Annotated in this window: 12 protein-coding genes; 5 read left to right on the plus strand and 7 right to left on the minus strand. The window is 65.2% G+C overall.

Annotated features, from left to right (window positions below; genetic code table 11):
• Nucleotides 1-39 precede the first annotated feature (39 nt).
• Nucleotides 40-1,398 carry a glutamine synthetase family protein gene (locus tag KSS95_RS01995; protein WP_134688918.1) on the minus strand — a complete coding sequence of 453 codons (1,359 nt, stop codon included), beginning with the start codon at nucleotides 1,396-1,398 and terminating at the stop codon, nucleotides 40-42.
• A 667-nt stretch (nucleotides 1,399-2,065) separates the two neighbouring features.
• Here KSS95_RS01995 and KSS95_RS02000 point away from each other — a divergent pair.
• Nucleotides 2,066-3,442 carry a glutamine synthetase family protein gene (locus KSS95_RS02000; RefSeq protein ID WP_134688919.1) on the plus strand — a complete coding sequence of 459 codons (1,377 nt, stop codon included), beginning with the start codon at nucleotides 2,066-2,068 and terminating at the stop codon, nucleotides 3,440-3,442.
• A gap of 206 nt (nucleotides 3,443-3,648) precedes the next feature.
• Here KSS95_RS02000 and argA read toward each other — a convergent pair whose 3' ends face one another.
• Both argA and argE read right to left on the minus strand, forming a co-directional pair.
• Entirely contained in the window at nucleotides 3,649-4,947 is a 1,299-nt protein-coding gene (argA, locus tag KSS95_RS02005; RefSeq protein ID WP_217851185.1) for an amino-acid N-acetyltransferase, read from the minus strand.
• A 125-nt stretch (nucleotides 4,948-5,072) separates the two neighbouring features.
• Nucleotides 5,073-6,215: an acetylornithine deacetylase gene (argE, locus tag KSS95_RS02010; protein WP_217851187.1), complete on the minus strand. Its 1,143-nt coding sequence runs from the start codon at nucleotides 6,213-6,215 to the stop codon at nucleotides 5,073-5,075.
• A gap of 128 nt (nucleotides 6,216-6,343) precedes the next feature.
• Between argE and KSS95_RS02015 the strand changes: the two genes are divergently transcribed.
• Complete coding sequence (locus KSS95_RS02015) at nucleotides 6,344-7,723, plus strand: CYTH domain-containing protein (RefSeq protein WP_217851189.1); 1,380 nt, start codon at nucleotides 6,344-6,346, stop codon at nucleotides 7,721-7,723.
• A gap of 328 nt (nucleotides 7,724-8,051) precedes the next feature.
• Here the strand turns inward: KSS95_RS02015 and KSS95_RS02020 are convergent, their stop codons facing one another.
• The gene (locus KSS95_RS02020) at nucleotides 8,052-8,522 is read right to left on the minus strand and encodes an Lrp/AsnC family transcriptional regulator (RefSeq protein ID WP_217851190.1); all 471 of its coding nucleotides are present in this window, start codon (nucleotides 8,520-8,522) and stop codon (nucleotides 8,052-8,054) included.
• 126 nt (nucleotides 8,523-8,648) lie between these two features.
• Between KSS95_RS02020 and KSS95_RS02025 the strand changes: the two genes are divergently transcribed.
• The 3 genes from KSS95_RS02025 to KSS95_RS02035 all read left to right on the plus strand — a co-directional run bounded on the left by KSS95_RS02025 (nucleotide 8,649) and on the right by KSS95_RS02035 (nucleotide 11,163).
• Nucleotides 8,649-8,975, plus strand: a complete 327-nt coding sequence (locus tag KSS95_RS02025) for an ACT-like domain-containing protein (RefSeq protein ID WP_217851192.1) — start codon at nucleotides 8,649-8,651, stop codon at nucleotides 8,973-8,975.
• Nucleotides 8,976-9,073: 98 nt separating this feature from the next.
• Nucleotides 9,074-10,756 (plus strand): GspE/PulE family protein, encoded by a 1,683-nt coding sequence (locus tag KSS95_RS02030; RefSeq protein ID WP_217851194.1) that lies wholly within the window; start codon nucleotides 9,074-9,076, stop codon nucleotides 10,754-10,756.
• A gap of 92 nt (nucleotides 10,757-10,848) precedes the next feature.
• Nucleotides 10,849-11,163, plus strand: coding sequence for a DUF2388 domain-containing protein (locus tag KSS95_RS02035; RefSeq protein ID WP_217851196.1), 315 nt, complete (start codon nucleotides 10,849-10,851; stop codon nucleotides 11,161-11,163).
• A gap of 164 nt (nucleotides 11,164-11,327) precedes the next feature.
• Here the strand turns inward: KSS95_RS02035 and gcvP are convergent, their stop codons facing one another.
• The 3 genes from gcvP to gcvT all read right to left on the minus strand — a co-directional run bounded on the left by gcvP (nucleotide 11,328) and on the right by gcvT (nucleotide 15,877).
• Nucleotides 11,328-14,201, minus strand: a complete 2,874-nt coding sequence (gene gcvP, locus KSS95_RS02040) for an aminomethyl-transferring glycine dehydrogenase (protein ID WP_217851198.1) — start codon at nucleotides 14,199-14,201, stop codon at nucleotides 11,328-11,330.
• Nucleotides 14,202-14,361: 160 nt separating this feature from the next.
• Nucleotides 14,362-14,745 (minus strand): glycine cleavage system protein GcvH, encoded by a 384-nt coding sequence (gene gcvH, locus KSS95_RS02045; RefSeq protein ID WP_217851200.1) that lies wholly within the window; start codon nucleotides 14,743-14,745, stop codon nucleotides 14,362-14,364.
• 49 nt (nucleotides 14,746-14,794) lie between these two features.
• Complete coding sequence (gcvT, locus tag KSS95_RS02050) at nucleotides 14,795-15,877, minus strand: glycine cleavage system aminomethyltransferase GcvT (protein ID WP_217851202.1); 1,083 nt, start codon at nucleotides 15,875-15,877, stop codon at nucleotides 14,795-14,797.
• Between the last annotated feature and the right edge of the window lie 110 nt (nucleotides 15,878-15,987).

The following is a 15,987-nucleotide window of genomic DNA, read 5'->3' on the forward strand; positions in this document are numbered from 1 at the left end:
CATTTTCCGGTGGCCGCCCACAGGCAGCCTCAGGGTTGATCACACAGCAAACAGCAGGAACTCTCGCTCCCAGGAGCTGATGACGCGTTTGAAGTTCTCGTGCTCGGCGCGCTTGGTGGCGACGTAGCCGGCGATGAATTTCTTGCCCAGGTACTGCTCCAGCGCCCGGCTGTTCTCCATGCGCTCCAGGGCGTCCTCGATGGTCAGCGGCAGGCGCAAGTTGCGCCGCTCGTAGCCACGGCCCTGTACCGGCGCGCTGGCCTCGATGCCTTCGACCATGCCGATGTAGCCGCACAGCAGGCTGGCGGCGATGGCCAGGTACGGGTTGGCGTCGGCGCCGGGCAGACGGTTCTCGACGCGGCGATTCTGCGGGCCGGCATCCGGTACGCGCAGGCCGACGGTGCGGTTCTCCTCGCCCCACTCGACGTTCACCGGTGCCGAGGTATCGGGCAAAAAGCGGCGGAACGAGTTGACGTTGGGGGCGAACAGCGGCAAGGCCTCGGGGATGAACTTCTGCAGGCCACCGATGTGGTGCAGGAACAGCTCGCTCATGCTGCCATCGGCATTGGAGAAGATGTTCTTGCCGGTGGCCACGTCGACCACGCTCTGGTGCAGGTGCATGGCGCTGCCCGGCTCGCCGGTCATCGGCTTGGCCATGAAGGTGGCGGCCACGTTGTGCTTGAGCGCGGCCTCGCGCATGGTGCGCTTGAACACCAGGATCTGGTCGGCCAGGTGCAGTGCGTCGCCATGCCGGAAGTTGATCTCCATCTGCGCCGTGCCGTCCTCGTGGATCAGCGTGTCGAGGTCCAGCTGCTGCAGTTCGCACCAGTCGTAGACGTCTTCGAACAGCGGGTCGAACTCGTTGGCGGCCTCGATGGAGAACGACTGGCGCCCGGTTTCCGGGCGACCGGAACGGCCCACCGGCGGTTGCAGCGGGAAGTCCGGATCTTCGCTACGCTTGGTCAGGTAGAACTCCATCTCTGGCGCGACGATTGGCTGCCAGCCCTTGTCGGCGTAGAGCTTGAGGACCTTCTTCAGGACGTTGCGCGGCGACAGCTCGACTGGGTTGCCTTTCTTGTCGTAGGTGTCGTGGATCACCTGTGCGGTCGGCTCGATGGCCCAGGGCACCAGGTACACCGCGTTCTCGTCGGGCCGGCAGATCATGTCGATGTCGGCCGGGTCGAGCAATTCGTAATAGATGTCGTCGTCGACGTAGTCGCCGGTCACGGTCTGCAGCAGCACGCTCTCGGGCAGGCGCATGCCCTTTTCGGCGATGAACTTGTTGGTGGGCGAGATCTTGCCGCGGGTAATGCCGGTCAGGTCGCTGATCAGGCATTCCACTTCGGTGATCTTGTGCTCTTTCAACCAATCGGTGAGCTGGTCGAGGTTGGTACTCATAAATACCTCAGGAGGTAATGTGGCCCGGTTGCGCAGAACCGGCCGCCACTGACGCCGGGCGTCGGGCAAAGTCGGCGCGTACGGCGCCGAGGGGCCTGGACAGGCCCGCGCCTTGATTCTGGATGCTGTGGCTGGCTAAAGCAAAACCCCCCGCGCAGAGCGGCGGCGAATACGCGCGATGGGCGTGGCCGCAGGTACGGGGCGAAGGGTGAACGGAAAGGAAGTGCTGCGCTAAAGCGTTACGAGGTATGGCCTTTTTATGCGAACCGTCAATTATTGCGGCCAGCGCAGCACCGCTTCGATGCAGGCGTGCAATGACCGGACGGCAACCGGGAGATGTACCTGAACGCACCGTGCATGCGGCGCTGGCAGGTCTCGACAGGCGGACCATGTGACCCTCGTATTATTGTGTTCTGGGTTGTTGCCGAGCTTAGCCTCGTTCATTTTTTTACACAACTCTTCCGTAAAAAATAAAACACGGCCTGCTCGAGATAACCCTTCAGGACGAAAATAGCGGATAATGGCACGCCCCGATATGCGGCAAAACTGCCGTAGATGTGCCATTTAAGGGCATCATGGGGCTGGCTTGACTTCACCTGGTCTTTCCGATTGACTGGGGTTGCAAGCCCCCCTTGATTGATATTTTTAACAACAAAGGTGTTGCATCATGTCGGTACCCCCGCGTGCCGTTCAGCTTAACGAAGCGAACGCGTTCCTTAAGGAACATCCTGAGGTTCTCTACGTTGACCTTCTGATTGCAGATATGAATGGTGTGGTGCGCGGCAAGCGCATCGAGCGCACCAGCCTCCACAAGGTTTACGAGAAAGGCATCAACCTGCCGGCCTCCCTCTTCGCCCTGGATATCAACGGCTCGACCGTCGAAAGCACCGGCCTTGGGCTGGACATCGGCGACGCCGACCGTATCTGCTATCCGATTCCAGACACACTGTGCAACGAGCCGTGGCAGAAACGCCCGACCGCCCAGTTGCTGATGACCATGCACGAGATCGAAGGCGAGCCGTTCTTCGCCGACCCTCGTGAAGTGCTGCGCCAGGTGGTGAGCAAGTTCGACGACCTCGGCCTGACCATCTGCGCGGCATTCGAGCTGGAGTTCTACCTGATCGACCAGGAGAACGTGAACGGCCGTCCGCAGCCGCCACGCTCGCCGATCTCGGGCAAGCGCCCGCAGTCGACCCAGGTGTACCTGATCGACGACCTCGATGAATACGCAGACTGCCTGCAGGACATCCTCGAGGGCGCCAAGGAACAAGGCATTCCTGCCGACGCCATCGTCAAGGAAAGCGCCCCGGCACAGTTCGAAGTCAACCTGCACCACGTCGCCGACCCGCTCAAGGCCTGTGACTATGCGGTGCTGCTCAAGCGCCTGATCAAGAACATCGCCTACGACCATGAAATGGACACCACGTTCATGGCCAAGCCCTACCCGGGCCAGGCAGGCAACGGCCTGCACGTTCACATCTCCGTGCTGGACAAAGATGGCAACAACATCTTCACCAGCGAGGATCCCGAGCAGAACGCCGCGCTACGTCACGCTGTCGGCGGTGTGCTCGAGACCCTGCCCGCCTCGATGGCGTTCCTCTGCCCCAACGTCAACTCGTACCGCCGTTTCGGCGCCCAGTTCTACGTGCCGAACGCGCCGAGCTGGGGCCTGGACAACCGTACCGTGGCCCTGCGCGTGCCGACCGGTTCGCCGGACGCGGTGCGTATCGAGCACCGCGTGGCCGGCGCCGACGCCAACCCGTACCTGATGATGGCGGCCGTGCTGGCCGGCGTGCACCACGGCCTGGTCAACAAGGTCGAGCCGGGCGAGCCGATCGAAGGCAACTCGTACGAGCAGCTGGAGCAGAGCCTGCCGAACAACCTGCGCGATGCCTTGCGCGAGCTGGACGACAGCGAGATCCTCAACAAGTACATCGATCCGAAGTACATCGACATTTTCGTCGCGTGCAAGGAGAGCGAGCTGGAGGAGTTCGAACATTCGATCTCCGACCTCGAGTACAACTGGTACCTGCACACCGTGTAAACGAAAACGCCGCCCACAAGGGCGGCGTTTTTCATTGGCCTTCCGACCACTCCGCCCCCTGTAGGAGCGGCCTTGCGTCGCGAAAGGGCTGCATAGCAGCCCCGGCGATATCAGCTTGATGCACAAGTCTCGGGGGCGCTCCGCACCCTTTTCCGACCGGTCCGACACCTCGGCAAGGCCGCTCCTACAGGGGGCCATAGTGGCTGTCAGAGCGGCTTCTCGAAAATCTTCGAATTACGCTGGTAGTTGTACAGCGAAGCCCGCGCCGCCGGCAGCTGCTCCACGCCACAAGGGGCGAACCCGCGCTCGCGGAACCAGTGCGCGGTACGGGTCGTCAGCACGAACAGGGTCTTCAGACCCAACTGCCGCGCCCGCGTCTCGATACGCTCGAGCAACTCGTCACCACGCCCACCATGCCGGTACTCCGGATTCACCGCCAGGCACGCCAGCTCGCCTGCCTCGGAATCGGCAATCGGATACAGCGCCGCACAGGCGATGATCATGCCCTCGCGCTCGACCACGCTGAACTGCTCGATCTCGCGTTCCAGCACCTCGCGGGAACGGCGCACCAGAATACCCTGCTCTTCCAGCGGGCTGATCAGGTCGAGCAGGCCACCGACATCCTCGATGGTCGCCTCGCGCACCACCTCGAACTGCTCCTGGGACACCAGCGTGCCGCCACCGCCGCGGGTGAACAGCTCGGTAAGCAAGGCACCGTCCTCGGCGTAGCTGACGATGTGGCTGCGCGCCACGCCGTCCTTGCAGGCCTCGGCGGCGGCATCGAGCAGCTCGGCCTGGTAGTCGCTGCCCAGGCGCAGCAGGTGCGGGCCGATGTGCTGCGGACGCAGTTCGCGCACCAGTTGCCCACGTTCGTCCAGCAGGCCCGGTTCGGCACCGAACAACAGCAGCTTGTCGGCGCCCAGCTCGATGGCGGCGCGGGTGGCGACGTCCTCGCAGGCCAGGTTGAAGATCTCGCCGGTCGGCGAATAGCCCAGCGGCGACAGCAGCACGATCGAGCGCTCGTCGAGCAGGCGGCTGATGCCCTTGCGGTCGACCCGGCGCACTTCGCCGGTGTGGTGGTAGTCGACCCCTTCGAGCACGCCGATCGGCCGTGCGGTCACCAGGTTGCCGGAGGCTACCCGCAGGCGCGAACCCTGCATCGGCGAAGCCGCCATGTCCATCGACAGGCGTGCCTCGATGGCCAGGCGCAGGGCGCCAACCGCATCAATCACGCAATCGAGGGTCGCCGCGTCGGTGATGCGCATGCCACGGTGGTAATGCGGGGTCAGGCCACGAGCGGCCAGGCGGCTTTCGATCTGTGGGCGCGAGCCGTGGACCAGTACCAGGCGCACGCCGAGGCTGTGCAACAGCACCAGGTCGTGGACGATATTGCCGAAGTTGGGGTGTTCGACGCCATCGCCAGGCAGCATGACCACGAAGGTGCAGTCGCGGTGGGCGTTGATGTAGGGCGAAGCATGGCGCAGCCAGTTGACGTAATCGGGCATGACAGGGCCTGTGGATAAGTGAACGGAGAACGAAAAGGCGCACAACGTTCGAAAGTCATCGTCGGAACAGGCTTGCGGTCACGCGCGGTCTCCTCTAGGCAGGAACGAATCAGGTCAATGGACGTTTAGCTCAGGCAATAGTGCCGGATCATCTCACGCAATAGACGCACGGTAGGCTCGATACGTGACATTTCAAGGTATTCGCCGGGCTGGTGGGCGCAAGCGATGTCGCCAGGGCCGAGCACCAGGGTCTGGCAGCCAAGCTGCTGAAGATAAGGCGCTTCGGTGCCGAAGGCCACAGCTTCGGCGCGGTGTCCGGTCAGGCGTTCGGCCAGTTGCACCAGTTCGCTGTCGGCGGCCTGTTCGAACGGCGGCACCTCGGGGAACAGCGGCGCGTAGTCGATACGGACTTCATGGCGTTCGGCCAGCGGCGTCAGGCGACCGCGAATGGCAGCGCGCAGTTGCTCGACATCCATGCCCGGCAACGGCCGCAGGTCGAACTCCAGGGCGCACTGGCCACAGATGCGGTTGGGGTTGTCGCCACCGTGGATGCAGCCGAAGTTCAAGGTCGGGGTGGGCACGCTGAACTGCGGGTTGCGGTATTGCTCCTGCCAGCCGCGGCGCAGGTCCATCAGTTCGGCCATCACCGCATGCATGGCTTCCATGGCGCTGCGCCCCAGGTTGGGATCCGACGAATGGCCGCTGCGCCCGAGGATGTCGATGCGCTCCATGAGAATGCCCTTGTGCATGCGGATCGGCTTGAGCCCGGTAGGCTCGCCGATCAGCGCCACCCGGCCGAGCGGTTGGCCGGCCTCGGCCAGGGCACGGGCGCCGGACATCGAGCTCTCTTCGTCGCAGGTGGCGAGGATCAGCAGCGGTTGCTTGAAGTCGTGCTCGAGCAGCGGCAGCACCGCCTCGATGGCCAGGGCGAAGAAGCCCTTCATGTCGCAACTGCCCAGGCCCACCCAGCGACCATCGGTTTCGGTCAGCTTGAGCGGGTCACTGCGCCACAGCTGTGGGTCGTAGGGCACGGTGTCGCTGTGCCCGGCCAGCACCAGGCCGCCAGGGCCACTGCCACGGCTGGCCAGCAGGTTGAACTTGCCAGGCGTGACCTGCTGGATCTCGCAGGCAAAGCCCAGGTCGCCGAGCCAGCCGGCCAACAGCTCGATGACCGGGCGATTGGACTGGTCCAGCGCGGCCTGGGTGCAACTGACCGAGGGCGTGGCGATCAGGGCGGCGAACTGGTCTCTCAGCGACGGCAACGGCATGCGCGAACTCCTCGAAAGCATGAGGGGCATCATAGCAATGCGGCCCCTTCACCTGGCAATCCACAGAATCCTCTTGGCACAAGTGCGGTAGACTGCCCAGCAACGATGCCCCTCCTTCCGAGCCCGCGATGCACAAAGAAACCGAACTCAAACTCCGCGCCAGCCGCGAGACCCTTGCCGCCCTGCGCGAGCACCCCCTGCTGAAAAAGCGCAACAAGTCCGGCTGGCAGACCCGCGAACTGCTCAACCAGTACTTCGACACCCCGCAGCGCGACCTGTCCGCCGCCCGTGTCGCCCTGCGCCTGCGTCGCGACGGCGAGGTCATCATCCAGACCCTCAAGTGCCGTGGCCAGAGCGTGGCGGGCCTGTCCGAGCGCAACGAATACGAATGGCAGCTGGACAAGGTCAAGCTGGACCTGAAGAAGCTCGACGACAGCTGCTGGCCTGAACAACTGGCCGAGCTCGACAAGAAGACCATCAAACCCCTGTTCACCACCGACTTCACCCGCGAGTACGCCGAGATCGCCTGGGGCCGCGGCAAGGCCAAGGTGGTGATCGAGGCCGCCATCGACCAGGGCTTCGTCGTTGCCGGCAAGCGCAAGGAAGCCATCTGCGAGCTGGAGCTCGAGCTGCGCGAGGGCGCCCCGGAAGCGCTGCTGGAGCTGGCCGCCGAACTGTCGGCGAGCCTGGCGCTGATGCCCTGCGACATCAGCAAGGCCGAGCGCGGCTACCGCCTGCTCGAGCCGGACAGCTACGAGCTGGGCCTGCCGGCCACCGAGCTGGACGCCGAAATGCCGCTGGACGATGCCTACGCCGCCCTCGCCTGGCAACTGCTGGGCAGCAGCCAGCGCCTGGCCGAGCAATACCGCCACAACGGCCACTGGCGCCTGCTGCAGGACTGGGTGAGCTGCCTGGCCGAGCTGCGCGCCCTCACCGCAAGCCTGGGCCAGGCCGCGCCACGTCCGACCACCCGCGCGCTGCGCAGCAGCCTCGATGCGCTGCTGGAAGACTGGCGCCCCCTGGTGCTGGCCGGCAACGATGACGAGGACATCCGCCGCGCCGCGCCCGAGCAATTCGCCGAAGAGCTCGAAGACGTGCGCTGGGGCCAGTTCTCGCTGGAGACCGCACGCTGGCTCAATGCCCGGGCCTGGACCATGGAGCGCAAGGGCCGTGGCGAACGCCAGGGCAAGGCGCAGCTGGCCAGCTGGCTGCAGCATCAGCTCGGCGAGGAAGCCCGCGCGCTGAAGCTGCCCCTGTACGTGCAGCGTCCCGAGGACCTGGCCGAGCAGTTGCCGCGCATCGAAGGCATCCAGGCCTGGCTGCACCATGCCCGCCAGGTGCTCGAGCTGCCGCAGCTGGACCGCCTGTACGGTGAGCTGAACAAGCTGCACCAGCTGGCCGAGCAGCCGCTGGGCGAAGAGGACAAGGGCGAGCTGCTGGAGGCCCGCATCGAGCAAGCCCGCGCCGTCGAGCAGAACCGCGCCTGGAAGCTGCTGCTCAAGGCCTGATAGCACAGTAGGCGCCAGCCTTGCTGGCGAACCAGGCGACGCGGTGGATGGCACCGGCTACGCCGGTGTTCGCCGGCGCAACCCTGCCCCGTAGCCAGCTTGCTGGCGAACCAGACACCGCGGTGGATGGCACCGGCTATGCCGGTGTTCGCCGGCAAGCCGGCTCCTACGGTGTTATCCCGCGCAACCCTGCCCCGTAAGCGCCAGCCTTGCTGGCGAACCAGGCACCGGCTACGCCGGTGTTCGCCGGCAAGGCCGGCTCCTACAGTGTTCTCCCACGCAACCCTGTCTCGTAGGCGCCAGCTTGCTGGCGAACCAGACACCGCGCTCAGCGCCCCAACGGCAGGCTGGTGGTGCTCTTGATTTCTGACAGCGCCACGATCGAGTTCACCTCCTGAATCCCCGGCACGTTCGACAGCTTTTCGAAGAAAAACCGCTCATATGCCTCGATATCCGAGGTCACGATGCGCAGCAGAAAATCCACCGCGCCCATCAGCACATAGCACTCCAGCACCTCAGGAAAGCCGCGGATCGCCTCGGTGAACTCGGCGAAGTTCGAACGCCCGTGGGCATTGAGCTTCACCTCGGCGAAGATCTGCGTGTTCAGCCCGACCTTCTTGCGATCCAGCAAGGTCACCTGCCCACGAATCACCCCCTCCTCCCTCAGGCGTTGGATTCGCCGCCAGCAGGGTGACTGCGACAAGCCAACACGCTCGGCGATCTGCGCGCTGGATAACGAGGCGTCTTCCTGCAGCAGTTGCAGAATGCGCCGATCATAGGCGTCCAATTCGCCAAGCATTATTAATTCTCCAAAACACATTTTTGCGAATTAAATTATTCGCCAAGGTAAGAAATTGGCTAAATCATAGCGAAGAAATGCCCCGCCTGAACTGCAAGAATTTCTCCACTTTCGCGGAGACCCAGCATGAACGCACTCGAACGGCCCCTCACCTCGCCCCGCCTCGACGCCTGGGCCGCCAACACTGTCCACTGCACCGTGCATTACCGCCTGCAGGCCGATGCCGAACCGGACAGCCTGTGCCGTGTGCTCAACCTGTTCGCCCTGCAGTTCCTCACCCCGCACAGCGTCAACGTCAGCCAGTGCGACGACCTGCTGGACGTGGCCATCGGCGTCGGCGGCCTGAGCTGGCACCGCGCCGAAGTGATCGCCCAGAAACTGCGCAACCTGGTCTGTGTCAGCGAAGTGTGCCTGGCCAACCTGCCGCAACTGGCGGAGGTTGCCAACCACTGAAGGTGGCGCGCAACGTCCGGAAACCCTTTGCCCCGGCAACGGTTTCCCTGCCCGGCTAGCCTTGCTCGAGCCTTCGCACTCCGGCAAGGACGCCCCCCATGCTCGCCAGCGACAACCATGACCTCGACCTCAACCGCCTGCTGGAAGCCTTGCTGGCGCAGCAACGGATCACCCCCGCTACGGCCCTGGCGGCGCTGGAACGCGCCGAGGCCCAGCCTGGCGACCACCCCCTGGAGCTGATCGCCGACCTCGCCCCGCCAGACCCACGATACCCAACCCGGCCATTGGAGCTGGACACCCTGTGCCGTTGGCTGGCCGAACAGGTTGGCCAGCCCTTTGTGCTGATCGACCCCTTGCAGGTCGACCTGGTACAGGTCGCCGGGCTGATGCCTGGCGCCTTCGCCCAGCGCCACGGCATCCTCGCCGTGGCCGTGGATGAACACAGCATCACGGTGGCCAGCGCCCAGCCTTATCAACGCGAATGGGAAGCGGACCTGCGCCGTAGCCTGGGCAAGGCGGTACGCCGGGTCCTGGCCAGCCCGCGGCAGATTCGCCAGCTACGCCCAACCTTCCTCGGCCTGGCCCATTCGGTGCGCGGCGCGGGCCTTGCCCCGTCGCCGCGCCTGGGCGAACTGGAGCACCTGCTCGAACTGGGCAGCAAGCAGCCGCAGGCCAGCGCCGACGACGCCCATATCGTGCACATCGTCGACTGGATGCTGCAGTACGCCATCGAACAACGCGCCAGCGATATCCACCTGGAACCCCGCCGCGAACAAGGCCATCTGCGCTTGCGTATCGACGGCCTGCTGCACGCGGTGTATGCGTTCCCAGCCGGCGTCACCTTGGCGATGGTCAGCCGCCTGAAGCACCTGGGCTGCATGAATGTCGCCGAGAAGCGCCGACCACAGGATGGCCGCCTGAAAACCCGCCTGCCCAGTGGAGCCGAGGTGGAGCTGCGCCTGTCGACCCTGCCCACGCCGTTCGGCGAGAAGCTGGTGCTGCGCCTGTCCGATCCCCAGCAACTGCACGTCAGCCTCGAAACCCTCGGCCTGGAGGGCCCGCTGCTGGCGCAATGGCTGGCCCTGCTGCAGCAACGCCAGGGCATCCTGCTGGTGACTGGCCCGACTGGCTCGGGCAAGACCAGCACCCTCTATGCCAGCCTCCGGCACCTGGCCACACCCCAGGTCAACCTGTGCAGCATCGAGGACCCGATCGAGCGCCTCGAGCCGTCGATCAACCAGTTGCAGGTGCAGCCCAGCCTGGAGCTGGATTTCGCCAGCGGTGCCCGCGCCCTGCTGCGCCAGGACCCGGATATCATCATGATCGGTGAAATCCGCGATCGTGAAACCGCGCAGGTGGCCGCGCAGGCGGCGCTCACCGGGCACCTGGTGCTCTCGACCCTGCACACCCAGGACGCCTGCGGCGCGATTACCCGCCTGCTGGAGCTCGGCGTGGCCGACTACCTGGTCAAGGCCACCCTGCTCGGGGTCATGGCCCAGCGCCTGGTGCGCACCTTCTGCCCCCTTTGCCACAACCCTGGCCAGCACGGCGAGCAGCCTTGCCCTCAATGCCGGGGTAGCGGTTTCCATGGCCGCACCGGGCTGTTCGAGCTGCTTGAAGTCAGCGCCGCGCTACGTGAGCGGATCACCCCCGCCTGCGACCTTGGCGCCCTGCGGCAACAGGCCGAGCTAGACGGCCTGCATGATCTTCGACGGCAGGGTCGGGAACGGGTCGCCCAAGGCAGGACCTGCCTGGAGGAGGTCTTGCGCGTCTGTGGATAAGTAAGAAATCCCCTTTGTGGGCGGGAACTTGCGGCCAGCGCAGAGGATCAAAGCAGCATCTCAACCGCCCTCATCCACCGAGGTGATTCATCATGCGTTTCAAAACAGCCATCGCAGCCACCGTCCTGTTCTCGCTGCCCATTGGCTCCGCCATGGCCGACACGTTCTGGCGCAACATCATCTCCTCCGGCGCCACCACTGCCTCGACCTACCTGACCTTCAAGGACCACAAGCTGATTGTCGCCGCCCAGGACGATGCCGGCAGCTTCGTCGCCAGTGAAGGCGCGATCCGCGGGCCGTTCCTGGAAGCCGCGATCCGCCAGGTACGTGCCGACAACCCGGGCGTCCAGGCCAGCGACATGGAACTGGCCAACGCCATCCTGGCCAAGAATGCCGTGGCTGAGTAATCCCCCGAAACAAACGCCCCCTGTAGGAGCGCGCCGAGGCGTCGGACCGGTCGGAAGGGGCCGCAGAGCGGCCCCCGGCGCCATCAGCGTGATGTACAAATCAGGGGGCTGCCATGCAGCCCTTTTCGCGACGCAAGGCCGCGCCTACAGGGGATGGCCCCCTCTCAGCGATACGCCTCCACCGGCACGCACGCGCAGAACAGATTCCTGTCCCCAAACACATTGTCGACCCGGTTCACCGCCGGCCAGTATTTGTGCTGGCGCGCGTGGGCGCTGGGGGCGATGCCCTGCTCGAGCGCATAGGGCCTGGTCCATGGCGCCAGCACGTCGGCCAGGGTATGCGGCGCATGCTTGAGCGGGTTGTCCTCGGCCGGCCAGTTGCCCTCCTGCACTTCGGCGATTTCCGCGCGGATCGCCAGCATCGCCTCGACGAAACGGTCCAGTTCGGCCTTCGACTCGCTCTCGGTGGGCTCGACCATCAGCGTGCCCGGCACCGGGAACGACATGGTCGGGGCATGGAATCCGTAGTCCATCAGGCGCTTGGCCACGTCTTCCTCGCTGATGCCGGTGACCGCCTTGAGCGGGCGCAGGTCGAGGATGCATTCATGGGCCACCCGCTGGTTGCGCCCGCGATAGAGCACCGGGAACGCGTCGCGCAGCTGGCTGGCCAGGTAGTTGGCCGAGAGAATCGCCACCTCGCTGGCATCGGCCAGCTGCGGCCCCATCATGGCGATGTACATCCAGCTGATCGGCAGGATGCTCGCACTGCCCCAGGGCGCGGCGCTGACCGCGCTGATGTTTGGGTCGAGCCCCGGCACCGGCACCACCGGGTGGCTGGCGACGAACGGCTTGAGGTGGGCGCGGATACCGATCGGCCCCATGCCCGGGCCACCGCCGCCATGGGGGATGCAGAAGGTCTTGTGCAGGTTCATGTGCGACACGTCGGCGCCGATATCCGCCGGCCGCGCCAGGCCCACCTGGGCATTGAGGTTGGCGCCATCCATGTACACCTGGCCGCCATGCTGGTGCACCACCTCACAGATCTCGCGGATACCCTCCTCGTACACCCCGTGGGTCGAGGGGTAGGTGACCATCAGGCACGATAGCCGCTCGCCAGCCTCGCGCGCCTTGGCCTTGAGGTCTTGGAGATCGACGTTGCCCTGCTCGTCGCACTCGACGATCACCACGTCCATGCCGGCCATCTGCGCGGAGGCCGGGTTGGTGCCGTGGGCCGACGACGGGATCAGGCAGATCGTGCGTCCGGGCTGGTGGCGGCTGCGGTGATAGCGGGTAATCGCCATCAACCCGGCGTACTCGCCCTGGGCGCCGGAGTTGGGCTGCATGCAGATGGCATCGAAGCCGGTGATGGCGCACAACCAGGTTTCCAGCTCGTCGATCATCGCCTTGTAGCCCTGTACCTGCGCCGCCGGGGCGAAGGGGTGGGGCTGGGCGAACTCGGGCCAGGTAATGGGGATCATCTCGCTGCTGGCATTGAGTTTCATGGTGCACGAGCCCAGTGGAATCATCGACTGGTTGAGCGCCAGGTCCTTGTTCTCCAGTTGCTTGAGGTAGCGCAGCATCTCGGTTTCGCTGTGGTGCAGGTTGAACACCGGGTGCTGCAGGATCGCCGAGCGTCGCACCAGCACGCCGGGGATGCCCTCGGGCAGCGCCTGCTGGTCGAGGCTGGCGATGTCCAGGCCGTGGTCGACACCCAGGAAGATATCGAACAGCTTGAGCACCGTGGCTTCGTCGCAGGTTTCATCCAGGCTCACCCCCAGGTGGCCACGACCCAGTATGCGCAGGTTGATGCGCGCGGCCTCGGCGCTTTCCAGGATCGCCGCCTGGGTGCCGCCGACGTCCAGGGTCAGGGTGTCGAAGAAGTGCTGGTTGAGGCGCTTGATGCCCTTGGCCTCGAGCCCGGCGGCCAGGACGAAGGTTAGCCGGTGCACCCGCTGGGCGATGCGCTGCAAGCCCTCAGGCCCGTGGTAGACGGCGTAGAAGCCGGCGATGTTGGCCAGCAGCACCTGCGCCGTGCAGATGTTGGAATTGGCCTTCTCGCGGCGAATATGCTGTTCGCGGGTTTGCAGGGCCATGCGCAGCGCGGTGTTGCCGCGGGCATCGCGGGACACGCCGATGATGCGCCCAGGCATGGCCCGCTTGTACTCGTCCCGGCAGGCGAAGTAAGCCGCATGCGGGCCACCGAAGCCCATGGGCACGCCGAAGCGCTGGCTGGAGCCAAGCACCACGTCGGCACCCAACTCGCCCGGCGGGGTCAGCAGCACCAGGCTGAGTATGTCGGCAGCCACGCACGCCAGGGCCTGCTGGGCGTGCAGTTGCTCGATCAACGGGCGCAGGTCGCGCACCTCGCCGTGGGTGTCCGGGTATTGCAGCAAGGCGCCGAATACCGAGTGTTTGGCAAGGTTATCCACAGTATCGACGATCAACTCGAAGCCGAACCCTTCGGCGCGGGTCTTGAGCACCGACAGCGTCTGCGGGTGGCAATGCGCGTCGGCGAAGAAGGCGTTGCTCTTGTTGCGCGCCACCCGCTTGGCCAGGGCCATGGCCTCGGCGGCGGCAGTGGCTTCGTCGAGCAGCGAGGCATTGGCCAGGGCCAGGCCGGTCAGGTCGATGACCATCTGCTGGAAGTTCAGCAACGCCTCCAGGCGGCCTTGGGCGATCTCCGGCTGGTAGGGGGTGTAGGCGGTGTACCAGCCGGGGTTCTCCAGCACATTGCGCAAGATGACCGTGGGCGTGACGGTGGCGTGGTAGCCCATGCCGATCAGGCTGGTCCACAGCTGGTTCTGCGCGGCGTAGCCGGCCAGCTTGGCCAGCGCGGCTTGTTCGTCCAGGGCCGGGGGCAGGTCGAGCGGGCGGTTGAAGCGGATGCCCGGGGGCACGGTCTGCTCGATCAGTTCGTTGCGGCTGGCGACGCCGAGGGCTTCGAGCATGGCTTGCTGCTCCTGGGCATCGGGCCCCAGGTGACGACGCAGGAAGGCATTGGGTTCATGCAGCTGACGCAGGGATGGCGACTGGGACATGGCGATCTTCTCTTCCTGGACCAGTTCTCATGGAGACTTACAAGTCTAGGAAGGTATCGCCGATAGTGTGGGGAAAAGTTGCGCCGGGCGCTGTTCGCCAGCAAGGCTGGCTCCTACTCGGGTATCGCCGGTAGGAGCCAGCCTTGCTGGCGAATCACGCTCACTCGCCGATGGCGGCTTTGTAACCGGCGCCATCCAGCAGCTTGTCCAGTTCGGACTTGTCGCTTGGCTTGAGCTTGAAGATCCAGGCATCGTAAGGCTCGGAGTTCAGAAGCTCCGGCGCATCGCTGAGCTCTTCGTTGACCGCGATCACCTCACCGCCGACCGGGGCATAGATATCCGAAGCAGCCTTCACCGACTCCACCACACCGGCAGCATCGCCAGCCGCGAACACCTTGCCGACTTCGGCCAGCTCGACGAACACCACGTCACCCAGCGCTTCCTGGGCATGGTCGCTGATGCCCACGGTCACCGTGCCGTCGGCTTCCAGGCGGGCCCACTCGTGGCTTTCGGCAAAACGCAGGTCGGCGGGGATTTGGCTCATAGTCTTGTATTCCTCGTAATGGGTCAGCGGTCGGCCCGCCGTTAAGTATTCAGATCAGGATCTTGCCATGGCGCACGAAGGTCGGCTTGACCACCCGCACCGGGTACCACTTGCCGCGGATCTCCACCTCGGCGCGGTCGCCGGTGGCCATCGGCACGCGCGCCAGGGCAATGGATTTGCTCAGCGTAGGCGAGAAACTACCACTGGTGATCTCCCCTTCGCCAATCCCGGATACACGGACCACCTGGTGGGCGCGCAATACACCGCGCTCCTCGAGCACCAGGCCGACCAGTTTTTCCTTCACGCCCTGCTCGATTTCCGCCAGCAGCCCGGCACGCCCGATGAATTCGCGGGCCGCCGGTTCCCAGGCGACACTCCAACCCAGGTTGGAGGTCAGCGGGGTGTGGGCTTCGTCGATGTCCTGGCCGTACAGGTTCATGCCGGCTTCCAGGCGCAGGGTGTCACGGGCGCCCAGGCCGCTCGGGGCGATGCCGGCGCCGACCAGGTCGTTGAAGAACGCCGGGGCTTGCTCGGCCGGCAGCATGATTTCCAGGCCATCCTCGCCGGTATAGCCGGTGCGGCCGATGAACCAGTCACCTTCGGCGAGGCCTTCGAACGGGCGCAGTTCGCGGATCAGCGCGGCGCGCGGCGCACTGACCAGCGCGGCGACCTTGTCCCGGGCATGTGGGCCTTGGATGGCGAGGATCGCCAGCTCCGGGCGGTGCTTGAAATCGACCTTGAAACCTTCGCTGCGCGCCCGCAGCCAGGCCAGCACCCTGTCGCGAGTGGCGGCGTTGGCCACCACGCGGTAGCCGTCTTCGGTGCGGTAGGCGATCAGGTCGTCGATGACCCCGCCCTGGTCGTTGAGCAGCGGGCTGTAGAGGGCCTTGCCGGGGCTTTCCAGGCGCGTCACGTCATTGGCCAGCAGGTGTTGCAACCAAGGGGTGGCGGCACAGCCGTCGATGTCGACGACGGTCATGTGGGAGACATCGAAGACCCCGCAGTCGCTACGCACCTGGTGGTGCTCCTCGACTTGCGAGCCGTAGTGCAGGGGCATGTCCCATCCGCCGAAATCGACCGTCTTGGCGCCAAGCGCCAGGTGCAGGTCATACAGAGGCGTACGCTGTCCCATGGGTTTCTCCTTCCGGGCGTGGCGAGGCGGCAACGGTCGGCGATGTTCAAGCATCACCTGTTCTTGTAGGACCCGTCGCTGCGAATGCCGCGCATTGTAGCCGCAAGGGC

Origin of the sequence: Pseudomonas muyukensis (assembly GCF_019139535.1) — a bacterium.
Lineage (GTDB): Bacteria > Pseudomonadota > Gammaproteobacteria > Pseudomonadales > Pseudomonadaceae > Aquipseudomonas > Aquipseudomonas muyukensis.